Raw genomic sequence first — 15,286 nt, forward strand, 5'->3', positions numbered from 1 at the left:
ACCCCGGGGGAAAGATGACCGCGCCCAAGACGCCTGCCGCTTGTCTGATCGGATGGCCGGCGGCGCATTCGCGCTCGCCGCTGATCCATCATTACTGGCTGCGCACGCTCGGCATCGAGGGCGGCTATGTCATCGAGGCGGTTCCGCCCGAGGATCTCAGAGACTTCGTGCTCAGGCTGTCGCTGCGCGGCTTCGTCGGCGCTAACGTCACCATCCCGCACAAGGAGGGCGTGCTGGCGCTGTCGAAACCCGATGCCCGCGCAACGGCCGTGGGCGCTGCCAACACGCTGTGGTTCGAGGACGGCGAGCTGTGCTCGACTAACACCGACGTCGAAGGCTTCATCGGCAATCTCGATGCCAGCGCACCTGGCTGGGACGCGGCCGAAGAGGCGCTCGTGCTCGGGGCCGGCGGCTCCGCGCGCGCGGTCGTATTCGGCCTGCGCGAGCGCGGCATCAAGCGCATCCATCTCGCCAACCGCACCATCGCGCGAGCCGAGACACTCGCAACACAGTTCGGGCCGCATGTGCATGCCGTGACGTGGGACAGCATCAACGAAATCCTGCCGCGCGCAAAACTGCTCGTGAACACGACCTCGCTCGGCATGCACGGCCAGCCTCCGCTCGACGTCGATGTGGCGCGCGTGCCGCAAGATGCCGTCGTCGCCGATCTCGTCTATGTCCCGCTGGTGACGCCGCTACTTGCGCAAGCGCAGGCGCGCGGCCTGAAGACCGCCGACGGGCTCGGCATGCTGCTGCATCAGGCGGTGCGCGGCTTCGAGCTGTGGTTCGGCCGGCGGCCGCAAGTCACGGCCGAGCTGCGCGCGTTGGTCGAGGCCGATCTCACAAAGTCTTGAGAGGGCCGCGGCGAATAGCACACCATCTCCGGAGTTCTAACCCGTGGGGGCAATCGGAGACCGAAATGACCATTCAACGCGTAACTTTCGCACGTCCATCGATCGCCGTCGCGATGGTGGCCCTCTCGACTTACTGCGCCTTCGCGCAAAGGGCACCGGTGCCGACCCGCGTGCGCGGCACCATCGAGAGCGTCACTGGCGACACCATGCAGGTCAAGTCGCGCACCGGCGAGGACGTGAAGCTCCACATCGCCACTGACGTGAACGTGTCAGGCATTACCAAGATTTCGCTCGCCGACATCAAGCCGGGTTCGTTCATCGGCGCGACCACCGTGCCCGGGCCGGACGGCGGCCAGAACGCGGTCGAGGTTCACGTGTTTCCGGAGAGCATGCGCGGCACCGGCGAGGGTTCGCGGCCCTGGGACCTCAAGCCCAATTCCAGCATGACCAATGCGACGGTCGCCGAGAGCGTGGTCGGCAATGACGGTCACACGCTGCTGGTGAAGTACAAGGACGGCGAGAAGAAAGTGTTCGTCGCCGACAACACGCCGGTCGTCACCTTCGTGCCCAGCGACAAGTCCGAGTTGAAGCCGGGCGCCAAGGTCATTGCCTTCATCAAGCAATTGCCGGACGGCTCGTTCGAAGCCAACCGCATCAGCGTCGGCCGCGACGGCCTGACGCCGCCGATGTGAGGGCGGAAGCGGAGGACTCGTAGGGTGGGCAAAGGCGCGCTTGCGCCGTGCCCACGCTCTCTCTCGCGTCGCGCGATCAATGGTGGGCACGCTTACGCTTTGCCCACCCTACAACACCGTCTCCGCGGCTACACCGCAATCACGTGATCGTCGATCTCGTCCACCCTGTTGACGCCGCACAGGCCCATGGTGGTGAGCAGCTCTTTCTGGATGATGTCGATCGCCTTGGCGACGCCGGCCTGGCCGCCGGCGCCGAGGCCATAGGCGTAGGCGCGGCCGATCATGCAGGATTTCGCGCCGAGCGCGAGCGCGCGCATCACGTCCTGGCCGGAGCGGATGCCGCCGTCGAACATGATCTCCATCTTCTCGCCGACCGCATCCGCGATCTCCGGCAGCACCTCGATCGAGGACGGCGCGCCGTCGAGCTGGCGGCCGCCATGGTTGGAGACGACGAGCGCCTGCGCGCCGGTCTTGGCGGCCTCCTCGGCGTCCTCGACGTCGAGGATGCCTTTGATGACGAGCTTGCCGGGCCAGATGCTGCGGACCCACTCGACGTCCTTCCAGTTCAGCGAGGTGTCGAACTGTGACGCCGTCCATTCGGCGAGGCGGTTGAGGTCCTCGGTGTTCTTTACATGGCCGGCGATGTTACCGAAGGTGCGGCGCTTGCCTTGCAGCACGCCGGAGACCCAGGACGGCTTGCTGGCGAAATCCAGAAGCTTCGACAGCGACCATTCCGGGGGCACCGTCATGCCGTTCTTGATGTCGGCATGGCGCTGACCGATCACCTGCAAATCGACCGTGAGCACCAGCGCGCTGCACTTGGCGGCCATCGCGCGCTCGATCAACTCCTTGATGAAGCCGCGGTCCTTCATCACGTAGAGCTGGAACCAGAACGGCTTCTCGACATTGGCGGCGATGTCCTCGATCGAGCAGATCGACATGGTCGATTGCGTGAACGGGATGCCGGCGGCCTGCGCGGCGCGGCAGGCATGGATCTCGCCGTCGCCATGCTGCATGCCGAGGAGCCCCACCGGCGCGAGGATCAGCGGCATGGTCGAGGGCTCGCCGAGGATCGTGGTCGAGGTGTCGCGCTTGGAGACATCGACCAGGATGCGTTGGCGGAATTTTATTGCCTGCATGTCCTCGCGATTGGCGCGTAGCGTTTCCTCGGCATAGGAGCCGCGGTCGCAATAGTCGAAGAACGCCTTCGGCACGCGGCGCTTATGCAGCGCGCGGAGATCGTCGATACAGGTGATGTGCTTCATGAACGTTTCCCCGGCCCGTCTTACTCGGAAGTCTTGCATCGGAAGAGCGAGGGGTCATCTAGCATGGTTGGATGCATAGCCAAATCGTTTGCAAATCGTTCGAGAGGAGGGCGCCATGACGAGACCGCACGCCACGCCGTCGCCGGAAGAGCTCAAGGAAAAGCGCGATCTCGAGGAAGCGCTGGAGGAGGGTCTGGAAGAGACCTTCCCGGGCTCCGATCCCGTCAACGTCACCCAGCCGCCGCCAAGCCGCGGGGACGGCCACGTCAAGCGAAGCGACTAGGCAGGTTCCAGCCTGTTCCCCTGTTCATACAGGAAATATAGTGTTAACAATACGTTATCGGGCGACCCGCGCGCCCGGTTCCGTAACGATTTATCATATTTTTTGAAGCCAAGTTTGCCGCTATAGCTTTATAAGACCTCAGCACATCAGGGATGCGGGGCCCGTTCGGGCAGCCCGTGGTTGCAGAGGGGATCCCTGGTTGTTGCGTGGGGGACGATATGAGCCGCAAATATTTCGGGACAGATGGGATTCGGGGCCGCGCCAATGGTCTGATCACTCCGGAGCTCGCGCTCAAGGTCGGCCAGGCCGCGGGCCTCGCCTTTCAGCGCGGCGATCACCGCCATCGGGTCGTGATCGGCAAGGACACCCGCCTGTCCGGCTACATGATCGAATATGCGATGGTCGCAGGCTTCACCTCGGTCGGCATGGACGTGCTGCTGGTCGGCCCGATGCCGACGCCCGCGGTCGCGATGCTGACCAAGTCGATGCGCGCCGATCTCGGCGTCATGATCTCGGCCTCGCACAATCTGTTCGAGGACAACGGCATCAAGCTGTTCGGGCCGCAGGGCTTCAAGCTCTCCGATGACGTCGAGCGGCAGATCGAGCAGCTGCTCGACGAATCCCTCGACAAGCGGCTCGCGCAAAGTGCGAGCCTGGGCCGCGCCCGCCGCATCGACGGCGTGCATGACCGCTACATCGAATTCGCCAAGCGCACGCTGCCGCGTGATCTGTCGCTGGACGGCCTGCGCGTCGTGGTCGATTGCGCCAATGGCGCCGCCTACAAGGTGGTGCCGGAAGCGCTGTGGGAGCTGGGTGCCGATGTCGTGCCGATCGGCGTCGAGCCCGACGGCTTCAACATCAACAAGGAATGCGGCTCCACCTCGCCGGAAGCGCTGTCGAAGAAAGTGCGCGAGATGCGCGCCGACATCGGAATCGCGCTCGACGGCGATGCCGACCGTGTCATCCTGGTCGACGAGCGCGGCCATATCGTCGACGGCGACCAGTTGCTCGCGGTGATCGCGCAGAGCTGGAAGGAAGACGGACGTCTCTCCCGCCCCGGCATCGTCGCCACCGTGATGTCCAATCTCGGTCTCGAGCGCTTCCTGAACGGGCAGGGGCTCGATCTCGTGCGCACCCCGGTCGGCGATCGCTACGTGCTCGAGCAGATGCTGAATGGCGGCTACAATCTCGGCGGCGAGCAGTCCGGCCACATCATCCTGTCCGACTACGCCACCACCGGCGACGGCTTCGTTGCGGCCTTGCAGGTGCTGGCGGTGGTGCAGAAGTCGCGCCGGCCGGTGTCCGAAGTCTGCCACCGCTTCGATCCTCTGCCGCAGATCCTCAAGAACGTCCGCCACAAGGGCGGCAAGCCACTCGATGATTCCGACGTCAAGTCGGCGATCTCCGACGGCGAGAAGCGTCTCAACGGTCATGGCCGCCTCTTGATCCGCTCCTCCGGCACCGAGCCCGTGATCCGCGTCATGGGCGAGGGCGAAGACCGCATCCTGGTCGAAGATGTCGTCGACACCATCGTCACCGCACTGGGGCAGGCGGCGGCTTGAGCTTGTGGCCATCCTTCGAGACGCCCGCTCCGGGCTCCTCAGAGCCTGACCGAAAAAGGTGAGCGGCTTTAGCGGGCTTGTGCTTCCTTCGGATTTGCAAAGATTCGAGGGAGGACACCATGCCGTGGACCAAAGCCGCTCGTATCAAGTATCAGCGCAGTGGGCTGCGTTACGCAAGCGATCTGACCGATGCCGAGTGGGCGCTGATCGCCCGGAAGATGCCGCCGCGACAGCGATTGGGCCGGCCGCGGAAGGTCCATCTGCGCGATATTGTGCAGGCGATCTTCTATGTTCTGTCGAGCGGCTGCCAATGGCGCGCCTTGCCGAAGGGGTTCCCGCCTTACTCGACGGTGCAGGGCTATTTTTACGCCTGGCGCGACACGGGTAGATGGCAGGAGATCGTCGAAGGTTTGGTTCGGAAGGAGCGCCGGAGATCAGGGCGAAAGTCCACACCGACAGCTGCCGTCATCGATAGCCAGACCGCCTCGACGACGGAGGCCGGCGGGCCACGCGGGTTCGACGCCGGCAAGCGCCTCCAGGGGCGCAAGCGCCATATCGTGACCGACACCAACGGCCTCTTGCTGGCGGCATATGTTCATCCCGCCAACATCCAGGACGTCCATGGCGCCGTTCCCCTGTTGGAGGACTTGCGAGGCCGCTTCCCAAGGCTCAAGCATGTCTTTGCCGACCGGATCTATCGCGGCAAACAGCTCGTCAACGCACTCTCAGACTGCGGACCGTGGACGATCGAGATCGTCGAGCGACCGCACGGGGTCAAAGGCTTCCAGCTCCTGCCCAGGCGCTGGGTCGTCGAACGTACCTTTGCATGGTTCGGCAGATGCCGGCGTCTCTCCAAAGACTTTGAAGGGTCTGCCGCCACCGAGCTTGCCTGGCTGCTCGTCGCCCATCTGAGGCTTCTAACTCGCCGCTTGGCCCAGCCTTGAAGCCGTCTACGCTTTTTGAGTCAGGCTCTCAGGATGAATGAGGCCGTCGTTCCCGGCGAATTTCTAACCCTCATGGTGAGGAGCCCGCGGAGCGGGCGTCTCGAACCATGCAGGCCCCGCTGCTTCGCAGAAGGGCTCACGCATTCCAGCCATTTGCGATTGACGGTGGTTGCACCGCTGCTTGCATCGTATTGAGTTCGTCGCGGCAATCTGCCGCGCCTGGATCGCGCCGTTGAACAAGCCTGTCGTCGTCTCCGAGGAAACGCTGACCGAACCCGTCGTCGTTAGCGACGTCGCACCCGTCGCCGTCAAGGCCGCCGCAGGGCCGGCCTATGTCGTCCTCGCCGGCATCAGCGTTTCGCACTTCCTCAACGACACCATGCAGTCGCTGATCGCCTCGGTGTATCCGATCCTGAAGGACGCTTACGCGCTCGACTTCGCGCAGATCGGCATGATCACGCTGGCGTTCCAGTTCACGGCCTCGCTGCTCCAGCCGGTGGTCGGGCATTACACCGACAAGAAGGCGCAGCCCTATTCGCTGGCGATCGGCATGGCCTCGACCTTCTTCGGACTTCTGCTGCTCAGCGCCGCGCACCAATATCTCGTCATCCTCGTCGCCGCCGCGCTGGTCGGGCTCGGCTCGGCGGTGTTTCACCCCGAGTCCGCGCGCATCGCGCGGCTCGCCTCCGGCGGACGTTACGGTTTCGCGCAATCGGTGTTCCAGCTCGGCGGCAGCTTCGGTACCTCGATGGGCCCGGTACTCGCCGCGCTCATCGTCGTGCCGTTCGGGCAGGGCAGCATCGCCTGGTTCTCCTCGATCGCCTTTCTTGCGATCCTGATCCTCTGGCGCATCGGCCGCTGGTACGCGCCGCAGATCGCCGCGAAGAAGGCGGCTCCTGTGGATACCCAGCCGGGCGGGCCGAGCTCGCGCCGCGTCGCGGTCGCGCTGCTCGTGCTGGTGGCGCTCTTGTTCTCGAAGCAGCTCTACGTCTCGAGCCTGTCGAGCTACTACATCTTCTATCTGATCGACCGCTTCGGCGTGTCGACGCAGGCCGCGCAGATCTATCTCTTCGTCTTCCTCGCGGCGAACGCTGTCGGCGCATTTCTCGGTGGTCCCCTGGGTGATCGGTTCGGCCGCAAGATCGTGATCTGGATCTCGATCCTCGGCGCGCTGCCGTTTACGCTGGCGCTGCCCTATGCCGGCCTCTACGCCAGCGCGGTGCTCAGCGTGATCATCGGCCTGATCATCTCCTCGACCACGTCCTCCATCATCGTGTTCGCGCAGGAGCTGGTGCCGCATCGGTTCGGCATGATCTCCGGCGTGTTCTTCGGCGTCGCCTTCGGCATCGGAGGGTTGGGCGCCGCCGTGCTGGGCAAGCTCGCCGATCACACCTCGATCGCGTTCGTCTACCAGGTCTGCGCATATCTGCCGGCGATCGGGCTGCTCGCCGTGTTCCTGCCAAAAATGCCGCGGCACGCGCGTTAACGCATCCTCTCCTGCCGCATTGCGGCTTCACACATCGTTAGGAATTGCGGCGCGTGCGCCGCATTCGGCGCGGCATTCTTGCAATGCTCGCGCGGCGCGCGCGTGTGCGGTCAGAAAAAATCAACCTTAAAAATTAGGGTTAAGTGGCGCTTAAACATTTGCTGGCATCGTCCGCCCGTGAGTTTCCAGAACGTGGGGCGTCTGAAATTTGCCTCACCGGCCATAAGGACGAAGCCAATGCGTAGCGTTAAGACTCTCCTTGCCGCGGGTGCGGCATCCCTGATCTCGTCGATGGCGTTTGCCGCCGATATGCCGATCGCGGCGCCCCCTCCCATGTACGCGCCGCCGGCTCCGCCCGCTGATTTCGGCGGCTGGTACCTCCGTGGCGACATCGGCATGACCAACCAGAGCGCCAAGCGCATCGAGAGTGCCCTGCCGGCGGGTTATTCGAAGACGACGGAAGGCCTTGGCTTCGACTCGTCGCCGCTGTTCGGTCTCGGCGCCGGCTATCGCTTCAACAACTGGTTCCGCGCCGACGTGATCGGCCAGTACCGTGGCAAGGCCACTCTGCACGGCAGCGACAACGTCGTTGGGCCCGGCTTCGTCGGCGTCAACAACTACTCCGGCAGCAAGTCAGAGTGGGTCGTGATGGCCAACGCCTATGTCGACCTCGGCACCTGGTGGTGCATTACGCCGTTCATCGGCGCCGGTGTTGGCGGCTCCTACAACAAGATCAGCGGCTTCCGCGACGACGGCGTGTCGTACAGTCCCGGTCTGAACAACAGCGTCGCTTACTTCGCCGACAACGGAAAGTGGAACCTGGCCTGGGCCGCTCACGCCGGTCTCGCCTACAAGGTCAATCCCGGGTTCACCGTCGAACTGGCCTACAGCTACATGAACCTCGGCGATGGGGCGCCCGGCAACTATCGCTTGTTCGACAACAGCGCCTCCGGCCCGACCTCGATCAAGATCAGGGACATCACCTCGCACGACGTCAAGCTCGGCGTGCGCTGGGATCTCAACAGCCCGCCGGCCTATGTGCCGCCGCCGCTCGTCACCAAGGGCTGATCGACGCCTCGATCGCTTAGGATTTCTTAACGGCGCGGGATCATCCCGCGCCGTTTTGCTTTGCGTATTTTTCATGGCGAGCGGAGACGAAAGGGCCTGATGCAACCATTGGTTAAGGTTAACAGGCGATGATCATCGCAGCAGTTCGAGTCCGATGGAGCGTTGCGATGCGTAGGCTGATGTTGGTGGCGGCCATATTGGGGACAGTGTCTGCCGCGCACGCGGCCGATCTCTCCGATCTGCCCATCCTTCGCGGCAGCGTCAGTGAGGGCCTGTCGAAGACGACCCGCAGTTGGGACGGCGCCTATGTCGGCGGCAATTTCGGCTACACGACCGACTCGTCCGATTTCGGCCAGAGCGTGGTCGGCCTGACCAACTACATCTTCCGCGACAGCGTGCTTCAGGGGCCGACGTCGACCTGGTCGCTTCTCAGCAAGAACACCGCGCAGGGCACCAATTTCGGCGGCTTCATCGGCCGCAACTGGCAATGGTATGATGCCATCCTCAGTCTCGAAGGCACCTACACCTACTTCAACAATCTCAAGGCGTCGTCGTCCGGCTACAACGCGCTGGACATTGTCAACCCGCCCGGTGACGTCCAGCCCGTCGGCGTGACCAACCACTATCTCACGACCTTGACCGGATCGGCTTCGGCGCAGGTGAAGGACATGATCACGCTGCGTGGACGCGTCGGCTGGGACGGCGGCGATTTCATGCCGTACATGTTCGCCGGCGCCGCCGTTGGCCGCATGGACGTGTCGCGCACCGTGAGCAGCGACGTGAAGCTGCGTCAGGATGCGACGGTCACGGACGCGTTCGGCAACATCATCACCATCACAGGTACGCCGCAGCAGGTCGTGGCGCAGTCGCAGACACAAGGCCAGCACAAGACCAACGCTTTCGTCGCCGGTTGGGTCGCCGGCCTCGGGATCGAATACTGCATATGGGACGGGCTGTTCGCGCGGGTGGAGTACGAATACGTGAAATTCTCTCCCGTCATGAACACCTCGGTGACGCTGAACAACGCGCGTGTCGGGCTCGGCTACAAGTTCTGACGCCTGACTGCGCCGCCTGGTTGACAGGTTTCTTCCGTCCTGATGCTCTGTCGCTCCGAGAAGAGGGGCGGCTGCGATGAAGATCTACGGCGACAGCAATTCCGGAAATTGTCTCAAGGTAAAGTGGGTCTGCGACAAGCTCTCGCATTGCCTTATCAGTGGATCGAGATCGACACGCGCAAGGGCGAGACGCGCACGCCGCAATTCCTTGCGATGAACGGCGCCGGCCAGGTGCCGACCGTCGCATTCGACGACGGCCGCACGCTGGCGCAGTCCAATGCCATCATGCGCTATCTCGCGCGTGACAGTGCGCTGATCCCGCGCGACGCCTTTACTGCCGCCAAGATGGACGAATGGCTGTTCTGGGAGCAGTACAGCCACGAGCCCTATATCGCAGTGTGCCGCTTCCTGATGGTCTATCTCGGCAAGGATGCATCCGAGCTCGACCCCGAAAAGGTCAAGCGCGGCTATGCGGCGCTCGACCGCATGGAGCAGCATCTTTCCGCCAACCGCTTCTTCGCGGGTGAGGCGGTTTCGCTCGCGGATGTCTCGCTGCTCGCCTATACCCGCGTTGCGCATGAAGGCGGCTTCGATCTCGGCCGCTATGCGGCGATCCGCCGCTGGATCGGCGAGACCGAGGCCTTGCTCGGGCTTCCGCCGGCGCGCTGATCCCTGGAGTTTCCTGCATGACCACCAAGTCCGTCTCCATCCGCAGAGCGCGACGCGACGATGTCGCGGCGATCGTGGCGATGCTCGCCGACGATCATCTGGGACGTACGCGCGAGCGCGTCGAGGATCCGCTGCCCGACGTCTATTACGAAGCGTTCGAGCGCATCATGCGCGATTCAAATCTCCAGCTCGTCGTTGCCGAGAGCGAGGGCAGGGTAGTCGGCTGCCTGCAACTCGCGATTTTGCCGGGGCTGAGTTCTCAAGGCGGCTCGCGCGGCCTGCTCGAAGACGTCCGCGTTGCTTCCGATTGTCGCAGCCGCGGCATCGGCGAGCAGCTGGTGCAATGGGCCGTGACGGAAGCCAAGGCGCGCGGCTGCAATCTGGTCGAGCTGTTGACGCATCAGACGCGAATCGATGCACAGCGCTTCTATAAGCGGCTTGGCTTCACGGCGAGCCACGTCGGCATGACTGTCCGCTTTTGAAGCAGCGTCACGCGAGCATTGCACGATCAGCGAATTCGGATCGCGCATTCGTTCATGTTAAGAGGCGGTAAACTACCCGTCGGTCGTTCAGGTTGATGAAGGAACGAACGGTGCTACGGCGGCGTCTGACACCGGGCTCGGCTCGGTTCGGGGATTGCAATGACGAGTTATTCGATGGTCAAGGTCGGCAACGACTATGTCGTGCAGGTCAATGACAAATGCATTTTGAAAGTCGGCAGCCGCCGCAAGGCCGCGCAATTGATCAGTGAAGCCACGGACTTGCTGAACGCGCTCGCGCCAGTCCAATCCCCTGGAATCGCACCCGAGGCGCCATCACTCGCGCGTGAGGTCCCGGAACTTCCTTGACGGCCCTTCCCGATTCCCGTATCAGCCGCGGCGGGACACCTCCCCCCAACGGGAGGCTCACTATCTGGAAGGGTAGATCATGACTGTAGCGAAGCCCGCTTCGCGGCCGACCGCGCCGCATTTCTCCTCCGGCCCCTGCGCCAAGCGCCCTGGCTGGAACGCCCAAAATCTCAAGGACGCAGCCCTCGGCCGCTCGCACCGTGCGAAGATCGGCAAGACCAAGCTCAAGCTCGCGATCGACCTGACGCGCGAAGTGCTCGAGGTCCCTGCCGATTACCGCATCGGCATCGTGCCGGCCTCCGATACCGGCGCGGTCGAGATGGCGCTGTGGTCGCTGCTCGGCGCACGGCCGGTCACCACGCTCGCTTGGGAATCCTTCGGCGAGGGCTGGGTCAGCGACATCGTCAAGGAATTGAAGCTCAAGGACGTCACCAAGCTGAACGCGGCTTACGGTGAGATTCCCGATCTGTCGAAGGTCGATCCCAAGAGCGATATCGTCTTCACCTGGAACGGCACCACCTCCGGCGTGCGCGTGCCGAACGCGGACTGGATCAGTGCGAGCCGCGAAGGCCTGACCATCTGCGACGCGACGTCCGCGGCGTTTGCGCAAGCTCTCGACTGGGCCAAGCTCGACGTCGTCACCTTCTCCTGGCAGAAGGCGCTCGGCGGCGAGGCCGCGCACGGCATGCTGATCCTGTCGCCGCGTGCGGTGGAGCGGCTCGAGACCTACAAGCCGGCCTGGCCGCTGCCGAAGATCTTCCGCATGACCAAGGGCGGCAAGATCAACGAAGGCATCTTCGTCGGCGAGACCATCAACACGCCGTCGATGCTCTGCGTCGAGGATTATCTCGATGCGCTGAACTGGGCCAAGTCGATCGGCGGCCTCAAGGCGCTGATCGCGCGCGCGGATGCCAACACCAGGGTGCTCGCCGACTGGAAGGCGAAGACGCCTTGGATCGACTTCCTGGCAAAGGACCCTTCGATCCGCTCCAACACCTCGGTGTGCCTGAAGTTCACCGATCCCGCGATCACCTCGCTCTCCGAGGACGCGCAGGCCGAATTCTCGAAGAAGCTGGTCGCGCTGGTCGAGAAGGAAGGCGCCGGCTACGACTTCGCCTATTACCGCGATGCGCCGGCCGGCCTGCGCATCTGGTGCGGCGCCACCGTCGAGGCCAAGGACGTCGAGCTGCTGACGCAGTGGATCGACTGGGCCTTCGCCGAGACCAAGGCCACGCTCGCCAAGGCAGCGTAGTAGTTCGGTTCAACCCCATTCTCGTCATGGCCGGGCTTGACCCGGCCATCCATCGAAAAAGATGGACCCGCGGGTCTCAAGCGCGAAGACGCGCTTCGCGCTTTCGCCCGCGGGTGACGACATCAGTAGATCGCGCCCACTCAGGGATCATCCCCATGACCAAACCCAAAGTTCTCATTTCCGACGCGCTCTCGCCCGCTGCCGTGCAGATCTTCAGGGATCGCGGCGTCGAGGTCGACTTTCAGCCCAACCTCGGCAAGGACAAGGACAAGCTCGCCGAGATCATCGGCAATTACGACGGCCTCGCGATCCGCTCGGCGACGAAGGCCACCGCCAAGATCCTCGACAAGGCGACCAACCTCAAGGTGATCGGCCGCGCCGGCATCGGCGTCGACAATGTCGAGATCCCCGCCGCCACGGCCAAGGGCATCATCGTGATGAACACGCCGTTCGGCAATTCGATCACGACTGCCGAGCATGCCATCACGCTGATGCTGGCGCTCGCCCGCGAGATCCCGCAGGCCGACGCCTCGACCCAGGCCGGCAAGTGGGAGAAGAACCGCTTCATGGGCGTCGAGATCACCGGCAAGGTGCTGGGCGTCGTCGGCTGCGGCAATATCGGCTCGATCGTCGCGGACCGCGCGCTCGGCCTGCGCATGAAGGTGATCGCGTTCGATCCGTTCCTGTCGCCGGAGCGCGCCAAGGACATCGGCGTCGAGAAGGTCGATCTCGACGATCTTCTCAAGCGTGCCGACTTCATCACCCTGCACACCCCGCTCACCGAGAAGACCAAGAACATCATCGATGCAGCCGCGATCGCCAAGATGAAGAAGGGCGTGCGCCTGATCAACTGCGCCCGCGGTGGCCTCGTCGACGAGCAGGCGGTGGTCGAAGCCCTCAACTCCAAGCACATCGCCGGCGCGGCCTTCGACGTCTTCGTCGAGGAGCCCGCGACCAAGAATGTGCTGTTCGGCCATCCCAACGTGATCTGCACGCCGCATCTCGGCGCCTCCACCACGGAAGCGCAGGAGAACGTCGCGCTCCAGGTCGCCGAGCAGATGTCGGATTATCTCCTCACCGGCGCGATCTCGAACGCCGTCAACTTCCCCTCGATCACCGCGGAAGAGGCGCCGAAACTGAAGCCGTTCATCGCGCTCGCCGAGAAGCTCGGCTCGTTCGCGGGACAGCTCACCGAGAGCGGCATCCTCAAGGTCGAGATCACCTATGAGGGCCACGTCGCCGAGATGAAGATCAAGGCGATCACCTCGGCGGTGCTGTCGGGCCTGCTGCGGCCGATGCTGGGCGAGGTCAACGTCGTTTCCGCGCCCGTCGTCGCCAAGGAGCGCGGCATGGTGGTGGACGAGATCGTGCGCGCCGCGCAGAGCGATTACGAGAGCCTGATCACCGTCACCGTGGCGACGGAGCGCCAGGAGCGCTCGGTGTCCGGCACCGTGTACCACGACGGCAAGCCGCGATTGGTCGACGTCAAGGGCATCCGCATCGATGCCGAGTTCGGCAAGTCGATGATCTACATCACCAACGAGGACAAACCCGGCTTCATCGGCAAGTTCGCGAGCCTCCTGGGTGACGCCAAGATCAACATCGCCACCTTCCATCTCGGCCGCGTCGCGCCGGGCAGCGACGCCATCGCCCTCGTCGAGGTCGACGGCGCAGTGCCGGCCGATCTGCTCGCCAAGGTGCAGGCCCTGCCGCAGGTCAAGCAGGCCAAGGCGCTGACGTTCTAGCGTACTCTCACCTCCGTCATGGCCGGGCTTGACCCGGCCATCCACGTCTCACCACACGGCACGAAGAGGTGGATGCCCGGGACAAGCCCGGGCATGACGAGTGGATGGGGCGGTGCGTACGCCCCGGAATGACGAGCATCATATTCCGACCCGCGGAACAACGCCGGCTCCCTCATCGGAGGCGGCGTTTTTATTTTCCCCGCGCCCGCCAAACTTTGTGTACCAATGGCGCCAAGAACGCCTCGTCACCAGGCTTCGTTCAATCGTTCGAAAAGGGAGAAAACAATGCGTGAAGCCGTCATCGTTTCCTATGCGCGCACGGGCCTTGCGAAATCCGGCCGCGGCGGGTTCAACATCACGCCGCCGATGTCGCTCGCGGCCCACGCCATCCAGCACGCTGTGAACCGCGCCGGCGTCGACAAGGACTATGTCGAGGATTGCTATCTCGGCAATTGCGCCCATGGTGCGCCGAACATCGGCCGCCAGGCCGCGCTGCTCGCAGGCCTGCCGAAGACTACGGCCGGCGTTTCGGTGAACCGGTTCTGCTCCTCGGGGCTCCAGACCATCGCGATGGCCGCCAATTCGATCCGCTCGGACGGCGCCGACTGCATCGTCGCCGGCGGCGTCGAGAGCATCTCGATGCCCGGCGGCGGCACGCCGAAGGAATCGGTCGACCCTGAGCTGCTCAAGGTCGCCCCTGACATCTTCATGGCGATGATCGACACCGCCGATATCGTGGCCGAGCGCTACAAGCTCAGCCGCGAGTACCAGGACGAGTTCTCGCTGGAATCGCAGCGCCGCATGGCATCGGCGCAGCAGGCCGGCAAGTTCAAGGACGAGATCGTCCCGATGAAGACGAAGATGAAAGTCGTCGACAAGCAGACCAAGGCCGAGAGCATCGTCGACTACACCGTCGATCGCGACGAGTGCAATCGCCCTGAGACCACGATGGAAGGTCTCGCCAAGCTCGAGCCGGTGAAGGGTCCCGGCAAGTTCGTCACCGCCGGCAATGCCAGCCAGCTCTCGGACGGCGCCGCCGCCGTGGTGCTGATGGAGGCCAAGGATGCCGAGAAGCGCGGTCTTAAGCCGCTCGGCCGCTTCGTCGCCTGGGCCACCGCCGGCTGCGAGCCCGACGAGATGGGCATCGGCCCGGTGTTCGCCATCCCGAAGCTGCTCAAGCGCACCGGGCTCAAGATCGACGACATCGATCTGTGGGAGCTCAACGAAGCCTTCGCCAGCCAGTGCCTGTATTGCCGCGACCAGCTCGGCATCGACCCCGCCAAGTACAACGTCAATGGCGGCTCGATCGCGATCGGCCATCCCTTCGGCATGACCGGCGCCCGTCTCACCGGCCATCTGCTCCAGGAAGGCGCGCGCCGCAAGGCGAAGTGGGGCGTGGTGACGATGTGCATCGGCGGCGGCCAGGGCGGCGCCGGCCTGTTCGAAATTTACAGCTGAGATCGGCACCAACACGAAAGGGCACGGCGCAAGCCGTGCCCTTTTTTGTTGGGCGTCGAATTGTATGAAACGGACGAGGCTGCCGGCCGTGGCGGCGGTCGTCTG

General features: G+C 64.0%; 14 protein-coding genes and 1 pseudogene. 14 read left to right on the forward strand and 1 reads right to left on the reverse strand.

Translation table 11 applies throughout. The features are described from left to right. Window positions 1–14 precede the first annotated feature (14 nt). Both LPJ38_RS10935 and LPJ38_RS10940 read left to right on the forward strand, forming a co-directional pair. The gene (locus LPJ38_RS10935) at window positions 15–854 is read left to right on the forward strand and encodes a shikimate dehydrogenase (RefSeq protein WP_145641525.1); all 840 of its coding nucleotides are present in this window, start codon (window positions 15–17) and stop codon (window positions 852–854) included. A 65-nt stretch (window positions 855–919) separates the two neighbouring features. Beyond that, window positions 920–1,546 (forward strand): hypothetical protein, encoded by a 627-nt coding sequence (locus LPJ38_RS10940; RefSeq protein WP_145641527.1) that lies wholly within the window; start codon window positions 920–922, stop codon window positions 1,544–1,546. 128 nt (window positions 1,547–1,674) lie between these two features. On the opposite strand, the gene LPJ38_RS10945 is transcribed toward LPJ38_RS10940, so the two are convergent. Then, window positions 1,675–2,811 carry an alpha-hydroxy acid oxidase gene (locus LPJ38_RS10945; protein ID WP_145641529.1) on the reverse strand — a complete coding sequence of 379 codons (1,137 nt, stop codon included), beginning with the start codon at window positions 2,809–2,811 and terminating at the stop codon, window positions 1,675–1,677. A 115-nt stretch (window positions 2,812–2,926) separates the two neighbouring features. Here LPJ38_RS10945 and LPJ38_RS10950 point away from each other — a divergent pair, with 115 nt between their 5' ends. The 12 genes and pseudogenes from LPJ38_RS10950 (at window position 2,927) to LPJ38_RS11005 (ending at window position 15,181) form a co-directional block, all read left to right on the forward strand. Further along, window positions 2,927–3,094, forward strand: coding sequence for a hypothetical protein (locus LPJ38_RS10950; protein WP_167520742.1), 168 nt, complete (start codon window positions 2,927–2,929; stop codon window positions 3,092–3,094). 218 nt (window positions 3,095–3,312) lie between these two features. After that, window positions 3,313–4,656 carry a phosphoglucosamine mutase gene (gene glmM / locus LPJ38_RS10955; protein ID WP_060734909.1) on the forward strand — a complete coding sequence of 448 codons (1,344 nt, stop codon included), beginning with the start codon at window positions 3,313–3,315 and terminating at the stop codon, window positions 4,654–4,656. Window positions 4,657–4,775: 119 nt separating this feature from the next. Further along, window positions 4,776–5,600 (forward strand): IS5 family transposase, encoded by an 825-nt coding sequence (locus LPJ38_RS10960; protein ID WP_231088438.1) that lies wholly within the window; start codon window positions 4,776–4,778, stop codon window positions 5,598–5,600. 232 nt (window positions 5,601–5,832) lie between these two features. Next, complete coding sequence (locus LPJ38_RS10965) at window positions 5,833–7,086, forward strand: MFS transporter (protein WP_167520459.1); 1,254 nt, start codon at window positions 5,833–5,835, stop codon at window positions 7,084–7,086. Between the two features lie 237 nt (window positions 7,087–7,323). After that, complete coding sequence (locus LPJ38_RS10970; RefSeq protein ID WP_167520458.1) at window positions 7,324–8,154, forward strand: outer membrane protein; 831 nt, start codon at window positions 7,324–7,326, stop codon at window positions 8,152–8,154. Window positions 8,155–8,321: 167 nt separating this feature from the next. Then, on the forward strand, window positions 8,322–9,209 hold the full coding sequence (locus LPJ38_RS10975; protein WP_145633232.1) for an outer membrane protein: 888 nt from the start codon (window positions 8,322–8,324) through the stop codon (window positions 9,207–9,209). Between the two features lie 76 nt (window positions 9,210–9,285). Beyond that, window positions 9,286–9,878 (forward strand): annotated as a pseudogene (locus LPJ38_RS10980) (glutathione S-transferase family protein). Window positions 9,879–9,895: 17 nt separating this feature from the next. Further along, window positions 9,896–10,360, forward strand: a complete 465-nt coding sequence (locus tag LPJ38_RS10985) for a GNAT family N-acetyltransferase (protein ID WP_145633229.1) — start codon at window positions 9,896–9,898, stop codon at window positions 10,358–10,360. A 174-nt stretch (window positions 10,361–10,534) separates the two neighbouring features. Beyond that, window positions 10,535–10,726: a hypothetical protein gene (locus tag LPJ38_RS10990; RefSeq protein WP_231088607.1), complete on the forward strand. Its 192-nt coding sequence runs from the start codon at window positions 10,535–10,537 to the stop codon at window positions 10,724–10,726. Window positions 10,727–10,805: 79 nt separating this feature from the next. Next, a complete protein-coding gene (locus LPJ38_RS10995; RefSeq protein ID WP_145633224.1) occupies window positions 10,806–11,978 on the forward strand; it encodes a phosphoserine transaminase in 1,173 nt (390 codons plus the stop codon). Between the two features lie 155 nt (window positions 11,979–12,133). Continuing rightward, window positions 12,134–13,723 carry a phosphoglycerate dehydrogenase gene (gene serA / locus LPJ38_RS11000; RefSeq protein WP_145633221.1) on the forward strand — a complete coding sequence of 530 codons (1,590 nt, stop codon included), beginning with the start codon at window positions 12,134–12,136 and terminating at the stop codon, window positions 13,721–13,723. Between the two features lie 285 nt (window positions 13,724–14,008). Further along, window positions 14,009–15,181 (forward strand): thiolase family protein, encoded by a 1,173-nt coding sequence (locus LPJ38_RS11005; RefSeq protein ID WP_145633219.1) that lies wholly within the window; start codon window positions 14,009–14,011, stop codon window positions 15,179–15,181. Window positions 15,182–15,286: the final 105 nt, after the last annotated feature.

This window comes from Bradyrhizobium daqingense, assembly GCF_021044685.1.
GTDB classification, from domain to species: Bacteria; Pseudomonadota; Alphaproteobacteria; order Rhizobiales; family Xanthobacteraceae; genus Bradyrhizobium; species Bradyrhizobium daqingense.

Coding starts and splice junctions, on each gene's coding strand:
- LPJ38_RS10935 (WP_145641525.1), top strand. CDS start 15: ATGACCGCGCCCAAGACGCCTGCCGCTTGTCTGATCGGATGGCCGGCG.
- LPJ38_RS10940 (WP_145641527.1), top strand. CDS start 920: ATGACCATTCAACGCGTAACTTTCGCACGTCCATCGATCGCCGTCGCG.
- LPJ38_RS10945 (WP_145641529.1), bottom strand. CDS start 2,811: ATGAAGCACATCACCTGTATCGACGATCTCCGCGCGCTGCATAAGCGC.
- LPJ38_RS10950 (WP_167520742.1), top strand. CDS start 2,927: ATGACGAGACCGCACGCCACGCCGTCGCCGGAAGAGCTCAAGGAAAAG.
- glmM (WP_060734909.1), top strand. CDS start 3,313: ATGAGCCGCAAATATTTCGGGACAGATGGGATTCGGGGCCGCGCCAAT.
- LPJ38_RS10960 (WP_231088438.1), top strand. CDS start 4,776: ATGCCGTGGACCAAAGCCGCTCGTATCAAGTATCAGCGCAGTGGGCTG.
- LPJ38_RS10970 (WP_167520458.1), top strand. CDS start 7,324: ATGCGTAGCGTTAAGACTCTCCTTGCCGCGGGTGCGGCATCCCTGATC.
- LPJ38_RS10975 (WP_145633232.1), top strand. CDS start 8,322: ATGCGTAGGCTGATGTTGGTGGCGGCCATATTGGGGACAGTGTCTGCC.
- LPJ38_RS10985 (WP_145633229.1), top strand. CDS start 9,896: ATGACCACCAAGTCCGTCTCCATCCGCAGAGCGCGACGCGACGATGTC.
- LPJ38_RS10990 (WP_231088607.1), top strand. CDS start 10,535: ATGGTCAAGGTCGGCAACGACTATGTCGTGCAGGTCAATGACAAATGC.
- LPJ38_RS10995 (WP_145633224.1), top strand. CDS start 10,806: ATGACTGTAGCGAAGCCCGCTTCGCGGCCGACCGCGCCGCATTTCTCC.
- serA (WP_145633221.1), top strand. CDS start 12,134: ATGACCAAACCCAAAGTTCTCATTTCCGACGCGCTCTCGCCCGCTGCC.
- LPJ38_RS11005 (WP_145633219.1), top strand. CDS start 14,009: ATGCGTGAAGCCGTCATCGTTTCCTATGCGCGCACGGGCCTTGCGAAA.